Below are 15,753 nucleotides of genomic sequence, written 5' to 3' on the forward strand. Positions count from 1 at the left end.
AGAACATGATTTCAATAGATCAATCGGTAATGAAGACTGATATGCTAGACCTAGAAAACTTAACAGAAGAACAAACAGCGCTAGAGATCCGTAATTTAGATCTTAAATATGGCGATAAACAGGCACTTTTTGATGTGTCGATGAAGATCCCTAAGAAAAAAGTCACGGCTTTCATTGGTCCAAGTGGTTGTGGTAAGTCCACACTACTGCGCTGTATTAACCGCATGAATGACTTAGTCGATAACTGCCATATTGGTGGTGAGATCATGCTGCATGGGCAAAACATTTACGACAAAAAGGTCGATGTTGCCGCGCTGCGCCGTAATGTAGGCATGGTATTCCAGCGTCCCAATCCATTCCCTAAATCGATTTACGAGAACGTGGTTTATGGTCTTCGCTTACAAGGGGTGAATAACCGTCGAGATCTCGATGATGCCGCAGAGCGTTCACTACGCGGCGCAGCTATCTGGGATGAAGTAAAAGACAGATTACATGATAACGCTTTTGGCTTATCGGGTGGTCAGCAGCAACGTTTGGTGATTGCTCGCGCCATTGCTATCGAGCCAGAGGTATTACTGCTTGATGAACCAACATCAGCATTGGATCCTATCTCAACCTTGACGATTGAAGAGTTAATCACTGACCTTAAATCGAAATATACGGTTGTTATCGTTACCCACAACATGCAACAGGCTGCTCGTGTGTCTGATCAAACTGCATTTATGTATATGGGTGAGTTGATTGAGTATGCTGATACCAACACCATTTTCACTACGCCAAAGAAGAAAAAGACCGAAGATTATATTACGGGTCGTTACGGATAATTGAGATAGGACATTAATGCAATGGAAAACATGAATTTAAACAAGCATATCTCAGGTCAGTTTAATGCTGAACTAGACGATATCCGTAACCGCGTATTGGCTATGGGCGGCTTAGTTGAGCGTCAGCTTGAACAGTCATTGGATGCCTTAGCAGCGTTAGATGCTGAATTAGCACAAAGGGTTATAGAGGGAGATCATAAAGTTAATGGCATGGAAGTGGCGATTGACGAAGAATGTACTCGCATTATAGCTAAGCGCCAACCTGCTGCTAGCGATTTACGCCTAGTGCTAGCCATTTCAAAGACGATTACAGATCTTGAGCGTATTGGTGATGCTTGCGTAAAAATTGCTAAAGCGGCCATGGATAAGCGTTCTAAGAATCAGCAGCCCCTGTTGGTTAGCATTGAAAATATGGGCCGTCACGCAACTCGTACTTTGCACTCAACACTTGATGCTTTAGCTCGAATGGACGCTGATGTGGCCTTAGAGTTACATAAAGAAGACACTAAGCTTGATAAAGAGTACGAAGGCATTATTCGTCAGTTAATGACCTATATGATGGCTGATCCTCGCTCAATCCCTGAAGTGTTAGATGTACTTTGGGCGGCTCGCGCAGTCGAGCGTGTAGGTGACCGTTGTCAGAATATTTGTGAGTACATTATCTACTATGTGAAAGGTAAAGATGTGCGCCATATCTCTTATGAAGAGATGGAAAAGGATCTTAAACTTTAATCTGTTTAACGATTTGTTTCTCAATTGCATCTTAACGTTGCGTTACCGTGATGCGATTGAGGTCACACTTTTCATTAAATGTTGATAGCTATTATACAAAAAAGCAGCGATAAGCTGCTTTTTGTGTTTTTGCGCTATAGACGAAATCGTTAGCACGATAAATAATGTATAGTGTAAGTGAATTTTGTGTTGTTATACCCAGTGAATCAAATTCCATTTAATAGCTGAGCTTCCCTTTCGCTAGGGCATTCTAGAGTTAGGCTATTCAATGTGATTTGTGTGCCTTTTGCGGTAAGTAAGTGCTTATGTCGTTGCAGAGTCTATTGATTTTGCTCGCAGGGTTTATTTATCAAAAATAGGTACAAGATGTTAATTTATCAAAAGTCTCATCTATATTTAAGATAAGCCTCAGGTTTATAAACATTCTTAAGGTGAGTATCACTTACGGGTTTAACTACAGAATAATAATCCCGCCAGTGTATTCTTATATTAGCTTATACACTTTAATCTCTGGCGGCCTTGTCACGCATAGCTAGAATGATTGCGTGTACTTCATTAATCGCGGTAACTATATGTCGATAAAATCGAGTATTAATCCACCAGTCTTTTTTTCATCAGTCATTTTAATTACGTTAATGGTGGTTGTTTGTGCCGTATGGCCAACACAATCACAAGATATTTTTAAAACTGCCCAATCTTGGTTTGAGCTTAAAGCGGGTTGGCTATACATTTTGGGTGTAGCTGTATTTCTGATCTTTATTATTTTTGTCATGGTCAGTCGCTTTGGTGATATCAAACTAGGCCCAGATCATTCTGAGCCTGACTACTCCTATAAGAGCTGGATCTCTATGCTGTTTTCAGCAGGTATGGGTATCGGCTTAATGTTCTTTGGTGTAGCTGAGCCGGTGATGCACTACATGGCGCCGCCAGATGCTGATCCAATGACGATTCAAGCGGCAAAAGATGCCATGAAGATTACTTTCTTCCACTGGGGCATTCATGCTTGGGCTATTTATGCCGTCGTTGCCTTGAGCCTCGCTTACTTTTCCTACCGTCATAAGTTGCCTTTGCTACCACGAAGCGCTTTGTACCCGCTAATTGGCGATAAGATTTATGGCCCAATTGGTCATGCTGTCGATACATTTGCGGTATTAGGTACCATGTTTGGTGTTGCAACATCACTGGGCTTTGGCGTATTCCAGCTTAACTCTGGATTGAACTACTTATTAGATGTACCTGTGAGCACTACGGTGCAGGTGTGTTTGATTATTGCTGTTTGTGGTATTGCAACCTTATCGGTATTTTCTGGACTTGATAAAGGCGTTAAGCGTTTAAGTGAGCTTAACCTGCTGTTAGCGGTATTATTGCTAGTATGTGTACTTATCTTTGGTCCAACCGTTGAGCTATTACAGGCATTTGTGCAAAACACAGGTGCATACCTGAGCGACATCGTCGGTAAGACATTTAACTTGTATGCTTACGAGCAGAAAAATGACTGGATTGGCGGCTGGACACTACTGTATTGGGGGTGGTGGATTTCATGGTCACCATTTGTAGGTACCTTCATTGCACGTGTTTCACGCGGTCGTACTATTCGTGAGTTCCTAGTAGGGGTGTTATTTGTACCGTCCGCACTGACATTTTTATGGATGACAGGCTTCGGTAATAGCGCGATTGAAGTGATTTCTAATGGCGGAACTTATTTATCTGATGCGGTATCAAAAGATGTATCAGTCGCGTTATTTGTGTTCTTTGAACATATGCCTTTCTCGACATTGTTCTCGACGATTGCATTGTGTTTAGTGGTAACTTTCTTTGTGACCTCATCAGACTCAGGCTCACTGGTTATTGATAACCTGACATCGGGCGGCGATCATAATGCACCGGTTTGGCAGCGTATTTTCTGGGCTCTTATGCAAGGTGTTGTGGCATCGGTACTGTTGCTTGCTGGTGGCTTACAAGCCTTACAAACTGCGGCGATAGCAAGTGCACTACCTTTCTTAATTGTGATGCTTTTGATGTGTTTTGGCTTATACAAAGCGCTAAAAGATGACTGGCTTAAGATCAACAGCGTGCAATCACACAATACCAGCGTGCAGTTTACTAAAACGAACGTTAGTTGGGAGTCGCATATTGACGTATTGCTGTCGCATCCAAGTCAGCAAGAAGCGCAAGACTTCTTAGATGATGTGGCGCAACCAGCATTAACCAAAGTCTGTGAAAGCTTCTTAAGTCGTTCTATTTCATCAGAGATCTTAAACTTTGATAATCGCGTGCGTTTCGTGGTGCACAGCGAAGAACATAATGACTTTGTCTATGGTTTGCGTATTCGCGCTTACACCATTTCCAACCCGTTAGAAACGGATGTTAATAATGCTGATGGCGATAATGAATACTACCGCGTCGAAGTGTTCCTTGAGCACGGTGGTCAGCATTATGATGTAATGGGCTTTACTCAAGATCAGCTGCTTGCCGATGTGGTGACTCAATATGAGAAGTACCTACATTACTTACACCTTTCAAGTTCTGAGTATTTAGGCAGTGAAACTAACGCTTAGGTAAACAGATTAGAAAGTATTTAGGCGGTGAAACTTTCCTAGAGTCAGTGATACAATTGGCTCTAGGTAACAAACTTTAATTGAGAAATGTAATGTCAACCAATCAAGGCCAAAGTAAATTAGACCGAGTTTTAGCGGAAGCGAGAGAATATAAAGCTAAACGTGAAGTCGGTTATCGTGAGCAAGCACTTAAGCTTTACCCTTGGGTTTGTGGCCGTTGTACTCGCGAATTTAATAACGCTAACCTGAGAGAGTTGACGGTGCATCATCGTGATCACAACCACGATAATAACCCTTCAGATGGGTCTAATTGGGAATTGTTATGTCTTTATTGCCATGACAATGAACATTCAAAGTTTGAAGAGTTGATTCAATATGGTTCAACCAGTGAAACCAAAGTTGAAGCTGCAACGTATAACCCGTTTGCTGATTTAAAAAGTATGTTGAAAAAGTAACTTTTTAAATATTTTAAAGCCGCTATAAGCGGCTTTTTTATTGCCTTTTTGATTTTGGCTAGTATTAATATTATTGTTCAACTTTCTCTAGTCGACTTTCTGCTGCTAACCATTTATCACGGCTTAAAATGGCACTGTTTTCGCCGCCTTGCATGTTAGCTTTACGTGTTTCAAGATTTTGCCAAATCTGCGCTTTGCGTTCATCAGTTGCCTTACCCCAGCCAACAATCTCATCGATATGGCGGTAGCAACCCATACAGTAATCTTCATCATTTAGGCCACATTTGGCTACGCAAGGTGATTGTTTCATTTTATTGATGTTTTCGTTCGAATTTGCAGCGAATGATAGGGGAGACTTGATTGTCTTACAACTTAGTTTTTGGCAGGTATAACAAAGTTAATTCATAAGCTGGGTTATTAGTCCATAATTGAGTTAGCAATAGGTAACCACATAATCCGATGGTAGAATTGAAGTTAAAGGTGTTTTTAACCTTAAAATTCAATATATTGTATGTTTTCTGGAGGAGTTATGAAAGCGGTGTTTCGCTTTTGTTTTATCGCTGTTGCGGCAGTGATGCTTAATGCGTGTTCGTTATTAGAAGTAAAATTGGAAAGTGGTATTGAACCACTGCCTAAAGATCAACTTAATATGCGCGTGTTTAGCCGTGATTTTAGTACCGTATTTTATAGCCAGGTTGAAAGTGCGGCAGATCTGATTGAGCGCAATACCGACAGTATTCCAGTACAGTCTAACACCTTGATGTGGAAGATTAATGCTGAGCAAAATCTGCAACATACAATTTTTCAAGCATCACCTACAGCGGCTATGGTTGATACTTGGGTGTTTACGGAGCAGATGGCGCAGTTCTTTGATACTGGCGCGGGCAAAAACTTGTTTGCAGAGCAGCAATCTGTGGCAGTCGAAGCCAGTGTGAATTTACGCGATCAGTTTGAGCGGACGGTACAAAAGCTCGGTGGTACAAACTTTAAGAAAAATAAAGAGTTTGTGAAGCAATATGTCGCTAGCCATCCGATTAAGGATATGGCGTTCGCCCGAGAGTCGGCGTTTACCGATTGGCTTGAGTTTCATCAAATTAGTGAATTTGATGCAGTCACCACTTTTGGTACAGTGCCTGAGGTTATGAGCGATATTTCTGACCGAATGGCGATGATTGCCGAGCAAATGCCTAAAATATTAGGCTGGAAAGCAGAGCTTTACGCGCTGCACTCAAATATCAATGCCGATGAAATTCAGCGCACGTTAACTAGCATTAGCGACACATCAGCTAAGTTTCAGCAATTAATGGCGCAAAGCCCTGAAATGATGCAGTCATTGGCAGTCGACATGCGTAAAGAGTTAACGCCTTTGCTAGCTCAGCTAAGCGCTGATACTGACGACAAGCTGCAGCAGTTATCTGTCGAGCGTCAAGCGTTAGAGCTAATGGTAAAAAATGAGCGTCAAGCATTAGAAGCCATGGTCGCGCGTGAACGTGCGGCTGCGGCTGTCGATTTAGAGCAGATCTCACAAAATGCCGTAGAAGTGGTGTTTCAAGAGATCACTAAAACTCTTAAGAGTTTGATCCTGTATTTTGTCCTGTTCCTTGTTGTGGTGTTTTTTGCTCCGTTAGGTTTAGGAGTTTGGCTAGGTAAGCGTATGCAAATTAAAAAGCTATCTAAGCCGGCGCTAAAACCTGCCACTAAAGCTGAGCCCGCGAAATAGCGGCGATAAGCCTTAATCATGCTACACTTTCGGGCACCTTTTATGGTGCCCGTTTTATTTCTAAACCCGAACCTAGGAAAACCTCATTTCATATGAGCCCTTTTTTAACTCAAGATTCTGTTGATTGCGCTCTGCCGCAAAGTGCAGAGCAAAAATTGCAGCAACTCGACGGCTTACTCACGCAGAGTCAGCAGTTGTGGCGTAGCCGTAGCTTTGATTGCCAAGCGCTACCCTGGCAGTGTGATTTTCCCAAGCTAGCGCAAACGGTATGGCAATTAGATGATGATAAGCTTGATAGCATCGATGCTTGCCAAGTCAGCCTAAATGAGGCCTTGCTTGGTGCGCTTGCTGCCGACTTAGCGGTTAAGGGCTTAAGCTGGCCATTAACGTTATTTGGGCAGTCAGCGATTGGTAAAGACGCTGCTTTAAGCCTTAAAGCGGATGCGGTCAGTGATAAGCATACTCAACTGCTTGATGATACCGATGAGCCCCACTTTAGTGCCCATATTAAAGGGCGTAAGTGGCAGCAAATTAATGCCTTTGTGGCACAATTGCCGCAAGATAATACGCCTGTGCTTGAGTGGTGCGCGGGTAAAGGGCACCTAGGTAGGCTAATTGCTAAAGCGCAGCACAGAGAAGTAGTCAGTCTTGAGTGGCAGCAAAGCTTATGCAGCGCGGGTGAGCAATTTGCGAAGCAATGGCAGTTACCCCAGCGTTTTATTTGTGCCGATGCCTTTGCTGGCCAAAGTGAGCAACTTCATCGTGATCAGTTAGCGGTAGCACTGCACGCTTGTGGTGACTTACATGTACAGCTACTTAAACATGTAACAGACGCTGGCACTAAGCAACTAGTGGTCTCACCGTGTTGTTATCATTTAATCAGAGACAAACAATATCAAGCCCTTTCTAAAGTTGCCCAAGCCAGTGAGCTTAAGTTAAGCCGCGCCGATCTGCAGTTACCTTTGCAACAAAGTGTCATTGCCAATGACAAGCATAATCAGTATCGACTGCAAGAAATGGCCTGGCGTTTAGGGTTTGATGCACTGCAGCGTAAGGTGCGAGATCGCGACGAATACCTGCCTGTACCATCGATAAAACAAAGTCAGTTGAATGGTGACTTTAGTGATTTCTGTCACTGGGCCGCAGAGGCGAAAGCGTTAAGCTTGCCTGCAAATATTGATTTTGAGCATTATCGTCAGTTTGGTGAACAGCGCCAAAGACTCACCCGTCGAATTGACTTAGTGGCCCATCTGTTTCGAGCAATGCTGGAGCAATGGCTACTATTAGATAGAGTTTGCTTTTTAGAAGAGCAGGGCTACCAAGTTAATTTGAGTGAATTTTGTTCAAACAGTGTGACGCCGAGAAATGCGTTAATTCACGCATTTAAATAAGAAATCTAGGCTAGCTTAATTAAATAGTGCTGTAACAAATTGTTTATTAAGTTGTAATTAAGTTGGCTGTGATTGAATCCGCGCGAAAAGTGAGGTCGTTTTTCAAGTAAAGTCTAAGATAGATCCGATTTAAAGCGCCTTGTAATGCGGTTTTTTATTGAATCATTGGGATTTTCTTGCTCAAATGGCTGGTTAATAATAAATAACAATCTTGATAGGCTGTTAATCCGCCAATCTTGTGAGCGACTAAAAGCAGTTTCATGAAATATTCCCGCGTTTTTATTAATAGTATGGCCTACGAGCTAGCGCCAGAAGTTGTGTCGACTTCGGAGCTTGAATCTCGTTTAGCGCCTTTATACCAAAAGTTTCGTATTCCGATGGGGCAGCTTGCCACTTTAACGGGAATACATGAAAGACGCTGGTGGCCAAAAGGTCACCGTTTATCTGATGGTGCGCTTGCCGCGGCTCATAAAACCATTGTTGAAACCGGCGTGCAGATCAGTGATTTAGGTGCTGTGGTTTATACCGGTGTATGCCGTGACCAACACGAACCTGCAACCGCTTGCCGTATTGCTGCAGAACTCGGCGTCTCTAAAGACACGGCTATTTACGATATCAGTAACGCCTGTTTGGGTGTGCTTTCGGGCATTTTAGATATCGCTAACCGCATTGAGCTGGGTCAAATTAAAGCAGGTCTTGTGGTGTCTTGTGAATCAGCGCGTCATATTGTCGATATCACCATCGATAAAATGCTGGCTGAACCGACAATGCAAAACTATGCGCAGTCATTAGCAACCTTAACAGGTGGCTCAGGCGCTGTGGCAGTCTTGTTGACCGACGGCAGCTTAAACCTTAAAGGCAATCGTCAACATCAGTTATTAGGTGCTAGCCATCTGTCGGCGCCAGAACATTACGATCTATGCCAGTGGGGGCTTGAAGAAGCGGGTCCTCAGCTGTACCGCGAATTTATGCGCACTAACGGTGTTGCCTTACTTAAAGAGGGCGTTGAGCTTGCTCGTCATACTTGGAGCCACTTCCTTGAGCAGCGTAACTGGTTAGTAGAGCAGGTCGATAAGGTTATTTGTCATCAGGTAGGAGCATCAAATCGTCGTAACGTGCTTAGCGCGTTAAATATTCCTGAGGAAAAAGAGTTCCCAACTTATAAGCTGCTTGGCAACATGGGCACGGTTTCATTACCGGTGACAGCTGCGATGGCGCATGATCAAGGCTTTTTGAAAAGTGGCGATCAAGTGAGCTTTTTAGGAATAGGCAGTGGTTTGAACTGCATGATGTTAGGCCTTAAGTGGTAAGACTCGGTGAACACGAGCATTAAGGCTCGTGTTAATGCCCGCAAATCTTCAGGTTTGCCCCTTAGCCTACACAACGTTCGACAAGTATAAGAAAGATAGGAAACGTCATGCTAGACACTCTTCACCCATTTAAGCGCAACTATTTAGATAGAAACGGCAATAAGCTTCAGTACGTTAACGAAGGTCAAGGCGAGCCGGTTGTTATGGTACATGGCAATCCAAGCTGGTCTTTTTATTACCGCAATTTGATCAGCGCATTGAGCGATAAGCATCAATGTATAGTGCCTGATCATATCGGTTGTGGTTTATCTGATAAGCCTGATGACAGTGGTTATGATTACACCCTTAAAAATCGTATTGATGATTTGGAAGCACTGCTTGAGCATCTAGATGTTAAAGAGAACATTACTTTAGTGGTGCACGATTGGGGTGGCATGATTGGTATGGGCTATGCTGCACGTTATCCTGATCGCATTAAGCGTTTAGTTATTTTGAATACTGGCGCATTTCATTTGCCGGTTAGCAAGCCCTTCCCATGGGCGCTGTCTATTTGTCGTAATACCCTGTTAGGTACATTCCTAGTACGTGGGTTTAATGCATTTTCATCGGCTGCCTCTTATGTTGGGGTTAAGCGTAAACCTATGCATAAAGATATTCGTGAAGCCTATGTTGCGCCATTTAATTCATGGGCGAACCGTATTTCGACATTACGTTTTGTGCAAGATATTCCGTTAAAGCCGGGCGACCGTAATTATGATTTGGTATCAGATATTGCGGCGAGCTTAGTTAAGTTTCAAGATGTACCAACGGTGATTTGCTGGGGCTTACAGGACTTTGTATTCGATAAGCACTTCTTAACCGAGTGGAAGCAAAGAATGCCGCATGCCAAAGTGCATGAGTTTGCTGATTGCGGCCATTACATTCTTGAAGATGCCAGCGATGAAGTGATTGGTCATATCAAAGATTTTATCGCCGAAACCGAGGCGTCTAAAGACGTTAAGCAAGAATCGGTAGCCTAATTGCTATGGTGAGTCAGAGTCATATCAACAATGACGGCGCAAATTTGTGCCGTCATTTAGTTAGTGCCGCAGAAACGATTCCTACCTCTCTTGCCGTGGCTGTGCAGCAGGCAAGTGGACAATCCGTTGCTGCTTTGCGTTATCAAGAGATGGACTTTCAAACCCTTAATACCAAAAGTGATGCGTTAGCCCATGGCTTAATTAGTCATGGTTTAACGCCAGGTATGAAGGCCGTTTTGATGGTCACGCCCAGTATCGACTTTTTCTGTTTAACCTTTGCACTTTTTAAAGCGGGAATTATCCCTATCTTGGTCGATCCAGGCATGGGCGTTCGCAATCTTAAGCAATGCTTTGCTGAGGCGAAACCTGATGCATTTATCGGGATCCCTAAAGCGCATATCGCTAGACGTTTATTTGGCTGGGGTAAGTCGACAGTTAAATACCGGATCAATGTAGGCGGCACTAAGCTTGCTGGTGCTCTGACAGGCGCAGCGCCATTAGAGAGTTTACTCAGTACTGATCAAGCGGCAGCGACCAAACCATTTGCAATGCAATGGCTTGATGAGAACGCAATGGCTGCCATTTTGTTTACTAGTGGTAGCACAGGCACACCTAAAGGTGTGGTGTATTCACACAAGATGTTCGAAGCGCAAATTACTGCGCTTAAAAAAGATTATCAAATCAAACCGGGCGAGCGCGATTTAGCCACATTCCCGCTGTTTTCGCTGTTTGGTCCTGCATTAGGTATGGCGTCAATTGTGCCAGATATGGACGCAAGCAAGCCTATTACGGCTAACCCTGAATTTATTTTTGCCGCAATCGGTAAATATCAATGCAGTAATATGTTTGTTAACCCTGCGCTTATCGATCGCCTCGGCCAAGCGGGTGAACAAAAGTCTCACCAGCTAGCTTCTATCAAGCGCGTGATCTCAGCTGGCGCTCCTGCCACCATAGCATCGATAAAACGCTTTAGTTTAATGCTAAATGAGGGCGTGGAGGTGCTTAACTCTTATGGCGCGACCGAGTCTTTGCCATTAAGTAAAATTGCCAGTAGTGAATTATTTAATACCACAGCAGTAACCGACAACGGTGGCGGTATTTGTGTTGGTCGTGCAATTGATGGTGTTGAGCTAAAAATCATCGATATTGATGAGCAACCTATTGCTAAATGGTGTGACGAGTTAAGTTTGCCTGCTAACCAGATTGGTGAAATCGTGGTAAAAGGTCCCATGGTCAGTCGTGCTTATTATCAGCGCGATAGCGCAACTCAAGCTGCAAAAATGCAAGATGGTGACAATATACGTCACCGTATGGGCGATCTCGGGTATCTCGATGATGATGGTTTGCTGTGGATGTGCGGCAGAAAAGCCCACCGTGTTGATGCTGATGCGTTAGCGGTAACCAATAACCAACCTAAGCGTTATTACTCAATTCCTTGTGAGCGGATCTTCAATACCCATAGCGATGTGAAGCGCAGCGCATTAGTCGCCGTGGTGGTTGCTGGTAAAGTCACGCCATTAATTTGTATCGAGCTTAAGCAATCGGTTGCTTGTTCGCTATCAGGCGTGCTCTATAGCGAGCTAAAAGCGATTGCCGAGCAACATGCGCAAACTCAGGGGATAGAGCGTTTTTTAATTCATCCTGATTTTCCGGTTGATATTCGCCATAACGCTAAGATTTTTAGAGAGAAACTAGCTGTTTGGGCGCAAAAGCAGATCAAGGAGTAACTGACTTTGTCATTATTAAAGCCTGTGACAGAACTATCAGGTAACTTATCAGAAAAGTCATTAGCAAGTCGCGTAACGACTCCGCAATTGCACGATTATCTGCAACTAGAGCAAGTTGCATTAACGGCGCTGAAACAGAAGGTTTCACGGGCATTTGTCACTGGTGCGGGTGGTTTTTTAGGCCAAGCCATCTGCGAGCGCTTGATTGCAGCAGGAATTAAAGTCACTGGTTTTGCTCGTGGTGATTATCCTGCATTATCAGCCATTGGCGTTGATATGCTAAAAGGCGATATCGCCGATGAATCAAGGTTACTTGAAGCGGTAAGTGGCTGTGATGTGGTGTTTCATGTCGCGTCAAAAGCAGGAGTTTGGGGCAGTAAACAGAGCTATTATTCCCCCAACGTTGATGGCGCTAAACATATTATCAGTGTTTGTCAGCAGGCGAATATCGGCAATTTGGTTTATACCAGCACACCGAGTGTGACCTTTGCTGGTGTTGACGAGAATGGCAATGATGAGTCAGCGCCATACGCTGCAACATTTCTAAACTTTTATGGTGAGTCTAAAGCGATAGCAGAAAAAATGATGCTAGCTGCTAACGGCGATTTACTGAGTAATGGTAAGCAACTTTACACTACGGCATTAAGGCCGCATCTTATTTGGGGACCGAATGATCCGCATCTTGTCCCACGTGTACTAGAACGAGCTGCAGCAGGTAAATTAAAGCTGGTTGGTAAAGACGATAAACTGGTCGATACCATATATGTAGACAATGCTGCTTACGCGCATATATTGGCGGCTTTAGCTTTGAGTCAAGGTAATGAAAACAAACCCGCTAAATGTGCGGGTAAAGCTTACTACTTGAGTAATGATGAGCCGATAACCATGGCGGTAATGCTGAATAAAATTCTTGCTTGTCAAGATTTACCGCCAGTGACTAGACGTGTACCTACTCTGGCTGCCTATATCGCAGGTTGTGTGCTTGAGTCTGTGTATCGTTTATTAGGTAAAAAAGATGAGCCAATCATGACGCGCTTTGTTGCGCGTCAGCTGTCAACCAGTCACTATTTTGATATTAGTGCAGCTAAACAAGATTTAGATTATAGCGCATTAGTGAGTATTGATGATGGCATGCAATATTTAAAGGTAAGCCTTAACAAATCGAATTAGTTAAGGTTTAGCCATCCCTTGGCTTATCGATGACCCGTGAAAAAAAGACAGCAATTCATTGCTGTCTTTTTCGTTATATGTGCCGTCAGAGTGCTGAGACTGATAGTTAATTAAATAACCAATAACTCACTGGGTTGTCCGGGCATTGAAATGGCCCGCATTCTGCAAAAGTACTCACCGCATTAAGCGCCGTTACCGCCAATACAGAAAATACGGCGATTCGGCTTAACAATGGCATAGACTTTAATGGTTGAAAGCGTGCGGGTTGATATTGAGATGAAAATGACAACATCACCGTTGTACCAAAGATAATAATACTAAAGGTGATAAAAGCCCAAGTGTAGAAGTGGTAGGCGAAGAATGCATCGCCGTAGAAAGGCGTGCCAGGGATAACATGCAAAGCCACTTGCCTTAGCGCCACTGCTGCACCAAATAAAGCTGCAAAGATCATAATGGCATAATGAACCGGTCTAGGACCAAAGATTACATTACAGATAAGTCCAAACATCACAGCGACAAAACCTACGCGCTGCAACAGGCATAGTGGGCAAGGCAGCTCTCCAGCTGCAAATTGCGCATAAAATCCAAACCCCAGTACTAAAGAGATAGCAATGGCACCGAGTGCGTTTAATTGTCTTGATAGTTGCTCAGTCATGTTATCACCTACAATAAAATAGCTAACGTATCGCTAGCATGATGGGAAAACCAAAAGATGCTGGCTACAAGTGAGATAGCAAAGCTATAAAATGCGAGTGTCCTTTTATTTTTAAGCGCGAATATCATCGCCATTAAAAACAAAATAAAGAGTAGTGTCATCATCATTAAGTCCTTTAAAGTTAATGCAACCTGTCTGGGGGCTGCCGTTTTGTCTTTGATATAGATTGGTATGGCTAGTTACGTTAATCCTAATATGAAATAGTGAAAAGTGTTATTTCTATCGTTATCTTGTTGAATATAGAAGGTGGGCTAAAACGTAGGCTCAATATTCTGTTTGTTTGCAGTGTTTTTGATTGCTCCGCCAATCCGACTTTACGGTTAACCTAAGTTATTTATCATCACATGTTAATAGCATAAGATTTGCTAAAGTAAGCAGGGTTTGCCATTAACCTCATCTCACGCTAAAGTTTGGGCTTTAACGCATTTGAAATTAAAAGGAATTTACATTTGTTTAAGAGGTTATTGATTAATATCATCGCTGTATTCTCACTGCTGTCAGTAACGACGGTAACGGCTATTGCTAGCGAAAACCCATTTATTGGAAGTTGGCAGCTTGTTTCTGGTAAGTATTTAGACGGAAAAGGTCAATGGGTTGATTACAGTGATTTAAAGCTAAGTGCCATCAAAGTCATTTCTGCGCAATATTTTAGTTTCACTACGGTGAAAAATACCGGTACAGATGAAAAAACCGTTAATGAATTTTGGGCGGCTGGTAGCGGAAGTTATACCTTTACTGCTAATGACTATGTCGAATCCCCTGAACTCAACTCTTTTGGCGTTAAATCTGGAGTGTCATTTGCCTTCACCTACAATATTGAAGGTGATGTATGGCGCAGTGAGCGCACTGAAGAGGGGGAGCTTAAAGAGGTTGAAGTGTGGCAGAAGCTGGATTAACCGTTACGCAGTGAATTCTACTGCAGATGCTGCAGGATCTTCGGCTCGTTATGCTGACGCTATAAGTGCGGATAATTCAAAATTGATTAATACAAGGAGCGTTTATGAGTGATAAAGCAGATAGAGACATAGAGAAAACTTATCGTAATGAAGAGTTCGTAGCTAAGCTTAGGCGCTTGGCGGATACGATTGAGTCTGGTGAAAAATTTGAAATTCAAATCGCTGGTGAGCGGATATACGTGCCAGTGCGTGCTCAATACAGTATTGAACATGAACGCGGCGACTCAGAAGAAGAGATTGAGTTTCAAATTAAGTGGGAAAACTAAATCGCCACAAACGAATCTAACCGCTATAACGCAGTGTTTTACTAGGCACTGCGTTTTTTATTTTTGTAACTGTTTACAGATCTTTGGATCATTTAATAGATTGATCATAGGTGAGAATAATGGGTCAGGTAAGTTAGTCAGCTCGAACCATTGCCATTGCTTACATTTCTCAGGCTCGGTTACTATAGGTTCACCACCTGTGTATTGGGCGCGCAAAAACAAGGTGACGTAATGTTTGTCTTCGGCTTTGAAAATATCATTGGTAAAACTTAAGTTTTCAAATGAATCTACAACTAAGCCGGTTTCTTCTAAGGTTTCTCGTGCGGCGCATGCTTCAATACTTTCACCCACTTCGAGGTGGCCGCCGGGTGTTGCCCAAGTATTAGCGCCATGAGAGCCAACTCGCTCGCCAAGTAATATTTTGCCATTGCGCATGATGACAACACCGACACCGACTCGTACCTGCTTGTTCACGGTATTTTCCTTTCTCAATATTAGGTAGCTTAATCGCTACAGTTAACTTAACTTTTAATTGTTCGGGTGTTAGCAGCAACCTCAGCGACTAGTATTCCTCTAAAACAATTATCTGCTCATCAATGCTTTGCACCACAAAAGCAATTGAGTGCTGTTGCTTTTGAAAACCAACAGAGCAAATAGCCATAGAGCCTGAACCACATGTGATCTCTGGGTAAGCCTCACTGAAAGAAAGCTCGCCTTGCAGCTTTGGGATAGTCTGCCAACCATTTACTAAAAGCTGACTCTTTACCACCTCATAGGGTTGGCCTTCAAACTGAGAAGGATCTACATCATGGGCTGAAACAGTAAAGGCGGACAGCATAGCTAAACAAAGACTAAGTTTAATTTTCATTATGAACCTTAAAATAATGACTTAGCCTAACTGCAAGTTGGC

The 15,753-nt window shown here is 43.2% G+C and carries 17 protein-coding genes; 12 read left to right on the forward strand and 5 right to left on the reverse strand.

The window, feature by feature from the left end; genetic code table 11:
* Positions 1-5 precede the first annotated feature (5 nt).
* From pstB to L2748_RS00390, 4 genes are all read left to right on the forward strand, one after another.
* Positions 6-824, forward strand: coding sequence for a phosphate ABC transporter ATP-binding protein PstB (gene pstB, locus L2748_RS00375; protein WP_220780745.1), 819 nt, complete (start codon positions 6-8; stop codon positions 822-824).
* A 21-nt stretch (positions 825-845) separates the two neighbouring features.
* Positions 846-1,556 carry a phosphate signaling complex protein PhoU gene (gene phoU, locus L2748_RS00380; RefSeq protein WP_220780744.1) on the forward strand — a complete coding sequence of 237 codons (711 nt, stop codon included), beginning with the start codon at positions 846-848 and terminating at the stop codon, positions 1,554-1,556.
* Between the two features lie 572 nt (positions 1,557-2,128).
* Positions 2,129-4,114, forward strand: a complete 1,986-nt coding sequence (locus tag L2748_RS00385) for a BCCT family transporter (protein ID WP_220780783.1) — start codon at positions 2,129-2,131, stop codon at positions 4,112-4,114.
* A 92-nt stretch (positions 4,115-4,206) separates the two neighbouring features.
* The gene (locus L2748_RS00390; protein WP_220780743.1) at positions 4,207-4,569 is read left to right on the forward strand and encodes a YajD family HNH nuclease; all 363 of its coding nucleotides are present in this window, start codon (positions 4,207-4,209) and stop codon (positions 4,567-4,569) included.
* Positions 4,570-4,639: 70 nt separating this feature from the next.
* Here L2748_RS00390 and L2748_RS00395 read toward each other — a convergent pair whose 3' ends face one another.
* Positions 4,640-4,879 carry a DUF1289 domain-containing protein gene (locus L2748_RS00395; protein WP_220780742.1) on the reverse strand — a complete coding sequence of 80 codons (240 nt, stop codon included), beginning with the start codon at positions 4,877-4,879 and terminating at the stop codon, positions 4,640-4,642.
* Positions 4,880-5,098: 219 nt separating this feature from the next.
* Here L2748_RS00395 and L2748_RS00400 point away from each other — a divergent pair, with 219 nt between their 5' ends.
* From L2748_RS00400 to oleD, 6 genes are all read left to right on the forward strand, one after another.
* Positions 5,099-6,289, forward strand: a complete 1,191-nt coding sequence (locus L2748_RS00400) for a chemotaxis protein (protein WP_220780741.1) — start codon at positions 5,099-5,101, stop codon at positions 6,287-6,289.
* A 92-nt stretch (positions 6,290-6,381) separates the two neighbouring features.
* Positions 6,382-7,680 carry a methyltransferase gene (locus tag L2748_RS00405; RefSeq protein ID WP_220780740.1) on the forward strand — a complete coding sequence of 433 codons (1,299 nt, stop codon included), beginning with the start codon at positions 6,382-6,384 and terminating at the stop codon, positions 7,678-7,680.
* A 260-nt stretch (positions 7,681-7,940) separates the two neighbouring features.
* A complete protein-coding gene (locus L2748_RS00410) occupies positions 7,941-8,990 on the forward strand; it encodes a 3-oxoacyl-ACP synthase III (protein WP_220780739.1) in 1,050 nt (349 codons plus the stop codon).
* A gap of 107 nt (positions 8,991-9,097) precedes the next feature.
* A complete protein-coding gene (locus L2748_RS00415; RefSeq protein ID WP_220780738.1) occupies positions 9,098-10,009 on the forward strand; it encodes an alpha/beta fold hydrolase in 912 nt (303 codons plus the stop codon).
* A gap of 5 nt (positions 10,010-10,014) precedes the next feature.
* Positions 10,015-11,736, forward strand: coding sequence for an olefin beta-lactone synthetase (gene oleC / locus L2748_RS00420; RefSeq protein ID WP_220780737.1), 1,722 nt, complete (start codon positions 10,015-10,017; stop codon positions 11,734-11,736).
* A gap of 87 nt (positions 11,737-11,823) precedes the next feature.
* Complete coding sequence (gene oleD / locus L2748_RS00425) at positions 11,824-12,906, forward strand: 2-alkyl-3-oxoalkanoate reductase (RefSeq protein ID WP_220780782.1); 1,083 nt, start codon at positions 11,824-11,826, stop codon at positions 12,904-12,906.
* Positions 12,907-13,012: 106 nt separating this feature from the next.
* On the opposite strand, the gene L2748_RS00430 is transcribed toward oleD, so the two are convergent.
* Both L2748_RS00430 and L2748_RS00435 read right to left on the reverse strand, forming a co-directional pair.
* A complete protein-coding gene (locus L2748_RS00430) occupies positions 13,013-13,561 on the reverse strand; it encodes a disulfide bond formation protein B (protein ID WP_220780736.1) in 549 nt (182 codons plus the stop codon).
* An 8-nt stretch (positions 13,562-13,569) separates the two neighbouring features.
* On the reverse strand, positions 13,570-13,728 hold the full coding sequence (locus tag L2748_RS00435; protein WP_338091004.1) for a DUF5993 family protein: 159 nt from the start codon (positions 13,726-13,728) through the stop codon (positions 13,570-13,572).
* A gap of 342 nt (positions 13,729-14,070) precedes the next feature.
* Between L2748_RS00435 and L2748_RS00440 the strand changes: the two genes are divergently transcribed.
* Both L2748_RS00440 and L2748_RS00445 read left to right on the forward strand, forming a co-directional pair.
* Complete coding sequence (locus L2748_RS00440; protein ID WP_246616201.1) at positions 14,071-14,517, forward strand: hypothetical protein; 447 nt, start codon at positions 14,071-14,073, stop codon at positions 14,515-14,517.
* 104 nt (positions 14,518-14,621) lie between these two features.
* Complete coding sequence (locus L2748_RS00445; RefSeq protein WP_220782144.1) at positions 14,622-14,843, forward strand: amphi-Trp domain-containing protein; 222 nt, start codon at positions 14,622-14,624, stop codon at positions 14,841-14,843.
* A gap of 57 nt (positions 14,844-14,900) precedes the next feature.
* Here L2748_RS00445 and L2748_RS00450 read toward each other — a convergent pair whose 3' ends face one another.
* Entirely contained in the window at positions 14,901-15,317 is a 417-nt protein-coding gene (locus L2748_RS00450) for a nucleotide triphosphate diphosphatase NUDT15 (RefSeq protein WP_220782145.1), read from the reverse strand.
* A gap of 88 nt (positions 15,318-15,405) precedes the next feature.
* On the reverse strand, positions 15,406-15,711 hold the full coding sequence (locus L2748_RS00455; RefSeq protein ID WP_220782146.1) for a hypothetical protein: 306 nt from the start codon (positions 15,709-15,711) through the stop codon (positions 15,406-15,408).
* Between the last annotated feature and the right edge of the window lie 42 nt (positions 15,712-15,753).

It is taken from the genome of Shewanella sairae (assembly GCF_023283535.1).
Lineage (GTDB): Bacteria > Pseudomonadota > Gammaproteobacteria > Enterobacterales > Shewanellaceae > Shewanella > Shewanella sairae.

Coding starts and splice junctions, on each gene's coding strand:
- phoU (WP_220780744.1), top strand. CDS start 846: ATGGAAAACATGAATTTAAACAAGCATATCTCAGGTCAGTTTAATGCT.
- L2748_RS00435 (WP_338091004.1), bottom strand. CDS start 13,728: ATGATGATGACACTACTCTTTATTTTGTTTTTAATGGCGATGATATTC.
- L2748_RS00405 (WP_220780740.1), top strand. CDS start 6,382: ATGAGCCCTTTTTTAACTCAAGATTCTGTTGATTGCGCTCTGCCGCAA.
- L2748_RS00395 (WP_220780742.1), bottom strand. CDS start 4,879: ATGAAACAATCACCTTGCGTAGCCAAATGTGGCCTAAATGATGAAGAT.
- L2748_RS00385 (WP_220780783.1), top strand. CDS start 2,129: ATGTCGATAAAATCGAGTATTAATCCACCAGTCTTTTTTTCATCAGTC.
- L2748_RS00390 (WP_220780743.1), top strand. CDS start 4,207: ATGTCAACCAATCAAGGCCAAAGTAAATTAGACCGAGTTTTAGCGGAA.
- L2748_RS00400 (WP_220780741.1), top strand. CDS start 5,099: ATGAAAGCGGTGTTTCGCTTTTGTTTTATCGCTGTTGCGGCAGTGATG.
- pstB (WP_220780745.1), top strand. CDS start 6: ATGATTTCAATAGATCAATCGGTAATGAAGACTGATATGCTAGACCTA.
- L2748_RS00455 (WP_220782146.1), bottom strand. CDS start 15,711: ATGAAAATTAAACTTAGTCTTTGTTTAGCTATGCTGTCCGCCTTTACT.
- oleC (WP_220780737.1), top strand. CDS start 10,015: ATGGTGAGTCAGAGTCATATCAACAATGACGGCGCAAATTTGTGCCGT.
- L2748_RS00415 (WP_220780738.1), top strand. CDS start 9,098: ATGCTAGACACTCTTCACCCATTTAAGCGCAACTATTTAGATAGAAAC.
- L2748_RS00410 (WP_220780739.1), top strand. CDS start 7,941: ATGAAATATTCCCGCGTTTTTATTAATAGTATGGCCTACGAGCTAGCG.
- L2748_RS00445 (WP_220782144.1), top strand. CDS start 14,622: ATGAGTGATAAAGCAGATAGAGACATAGAGAAAACTTATCGTAATGAA.
- L2748_RS00430 (WP_220780736.1), bottom strand. CDS start 13,561: ATGACTGAGCAACTATCAAGACAATTAAACGCACTCGGTGCCATTGCT.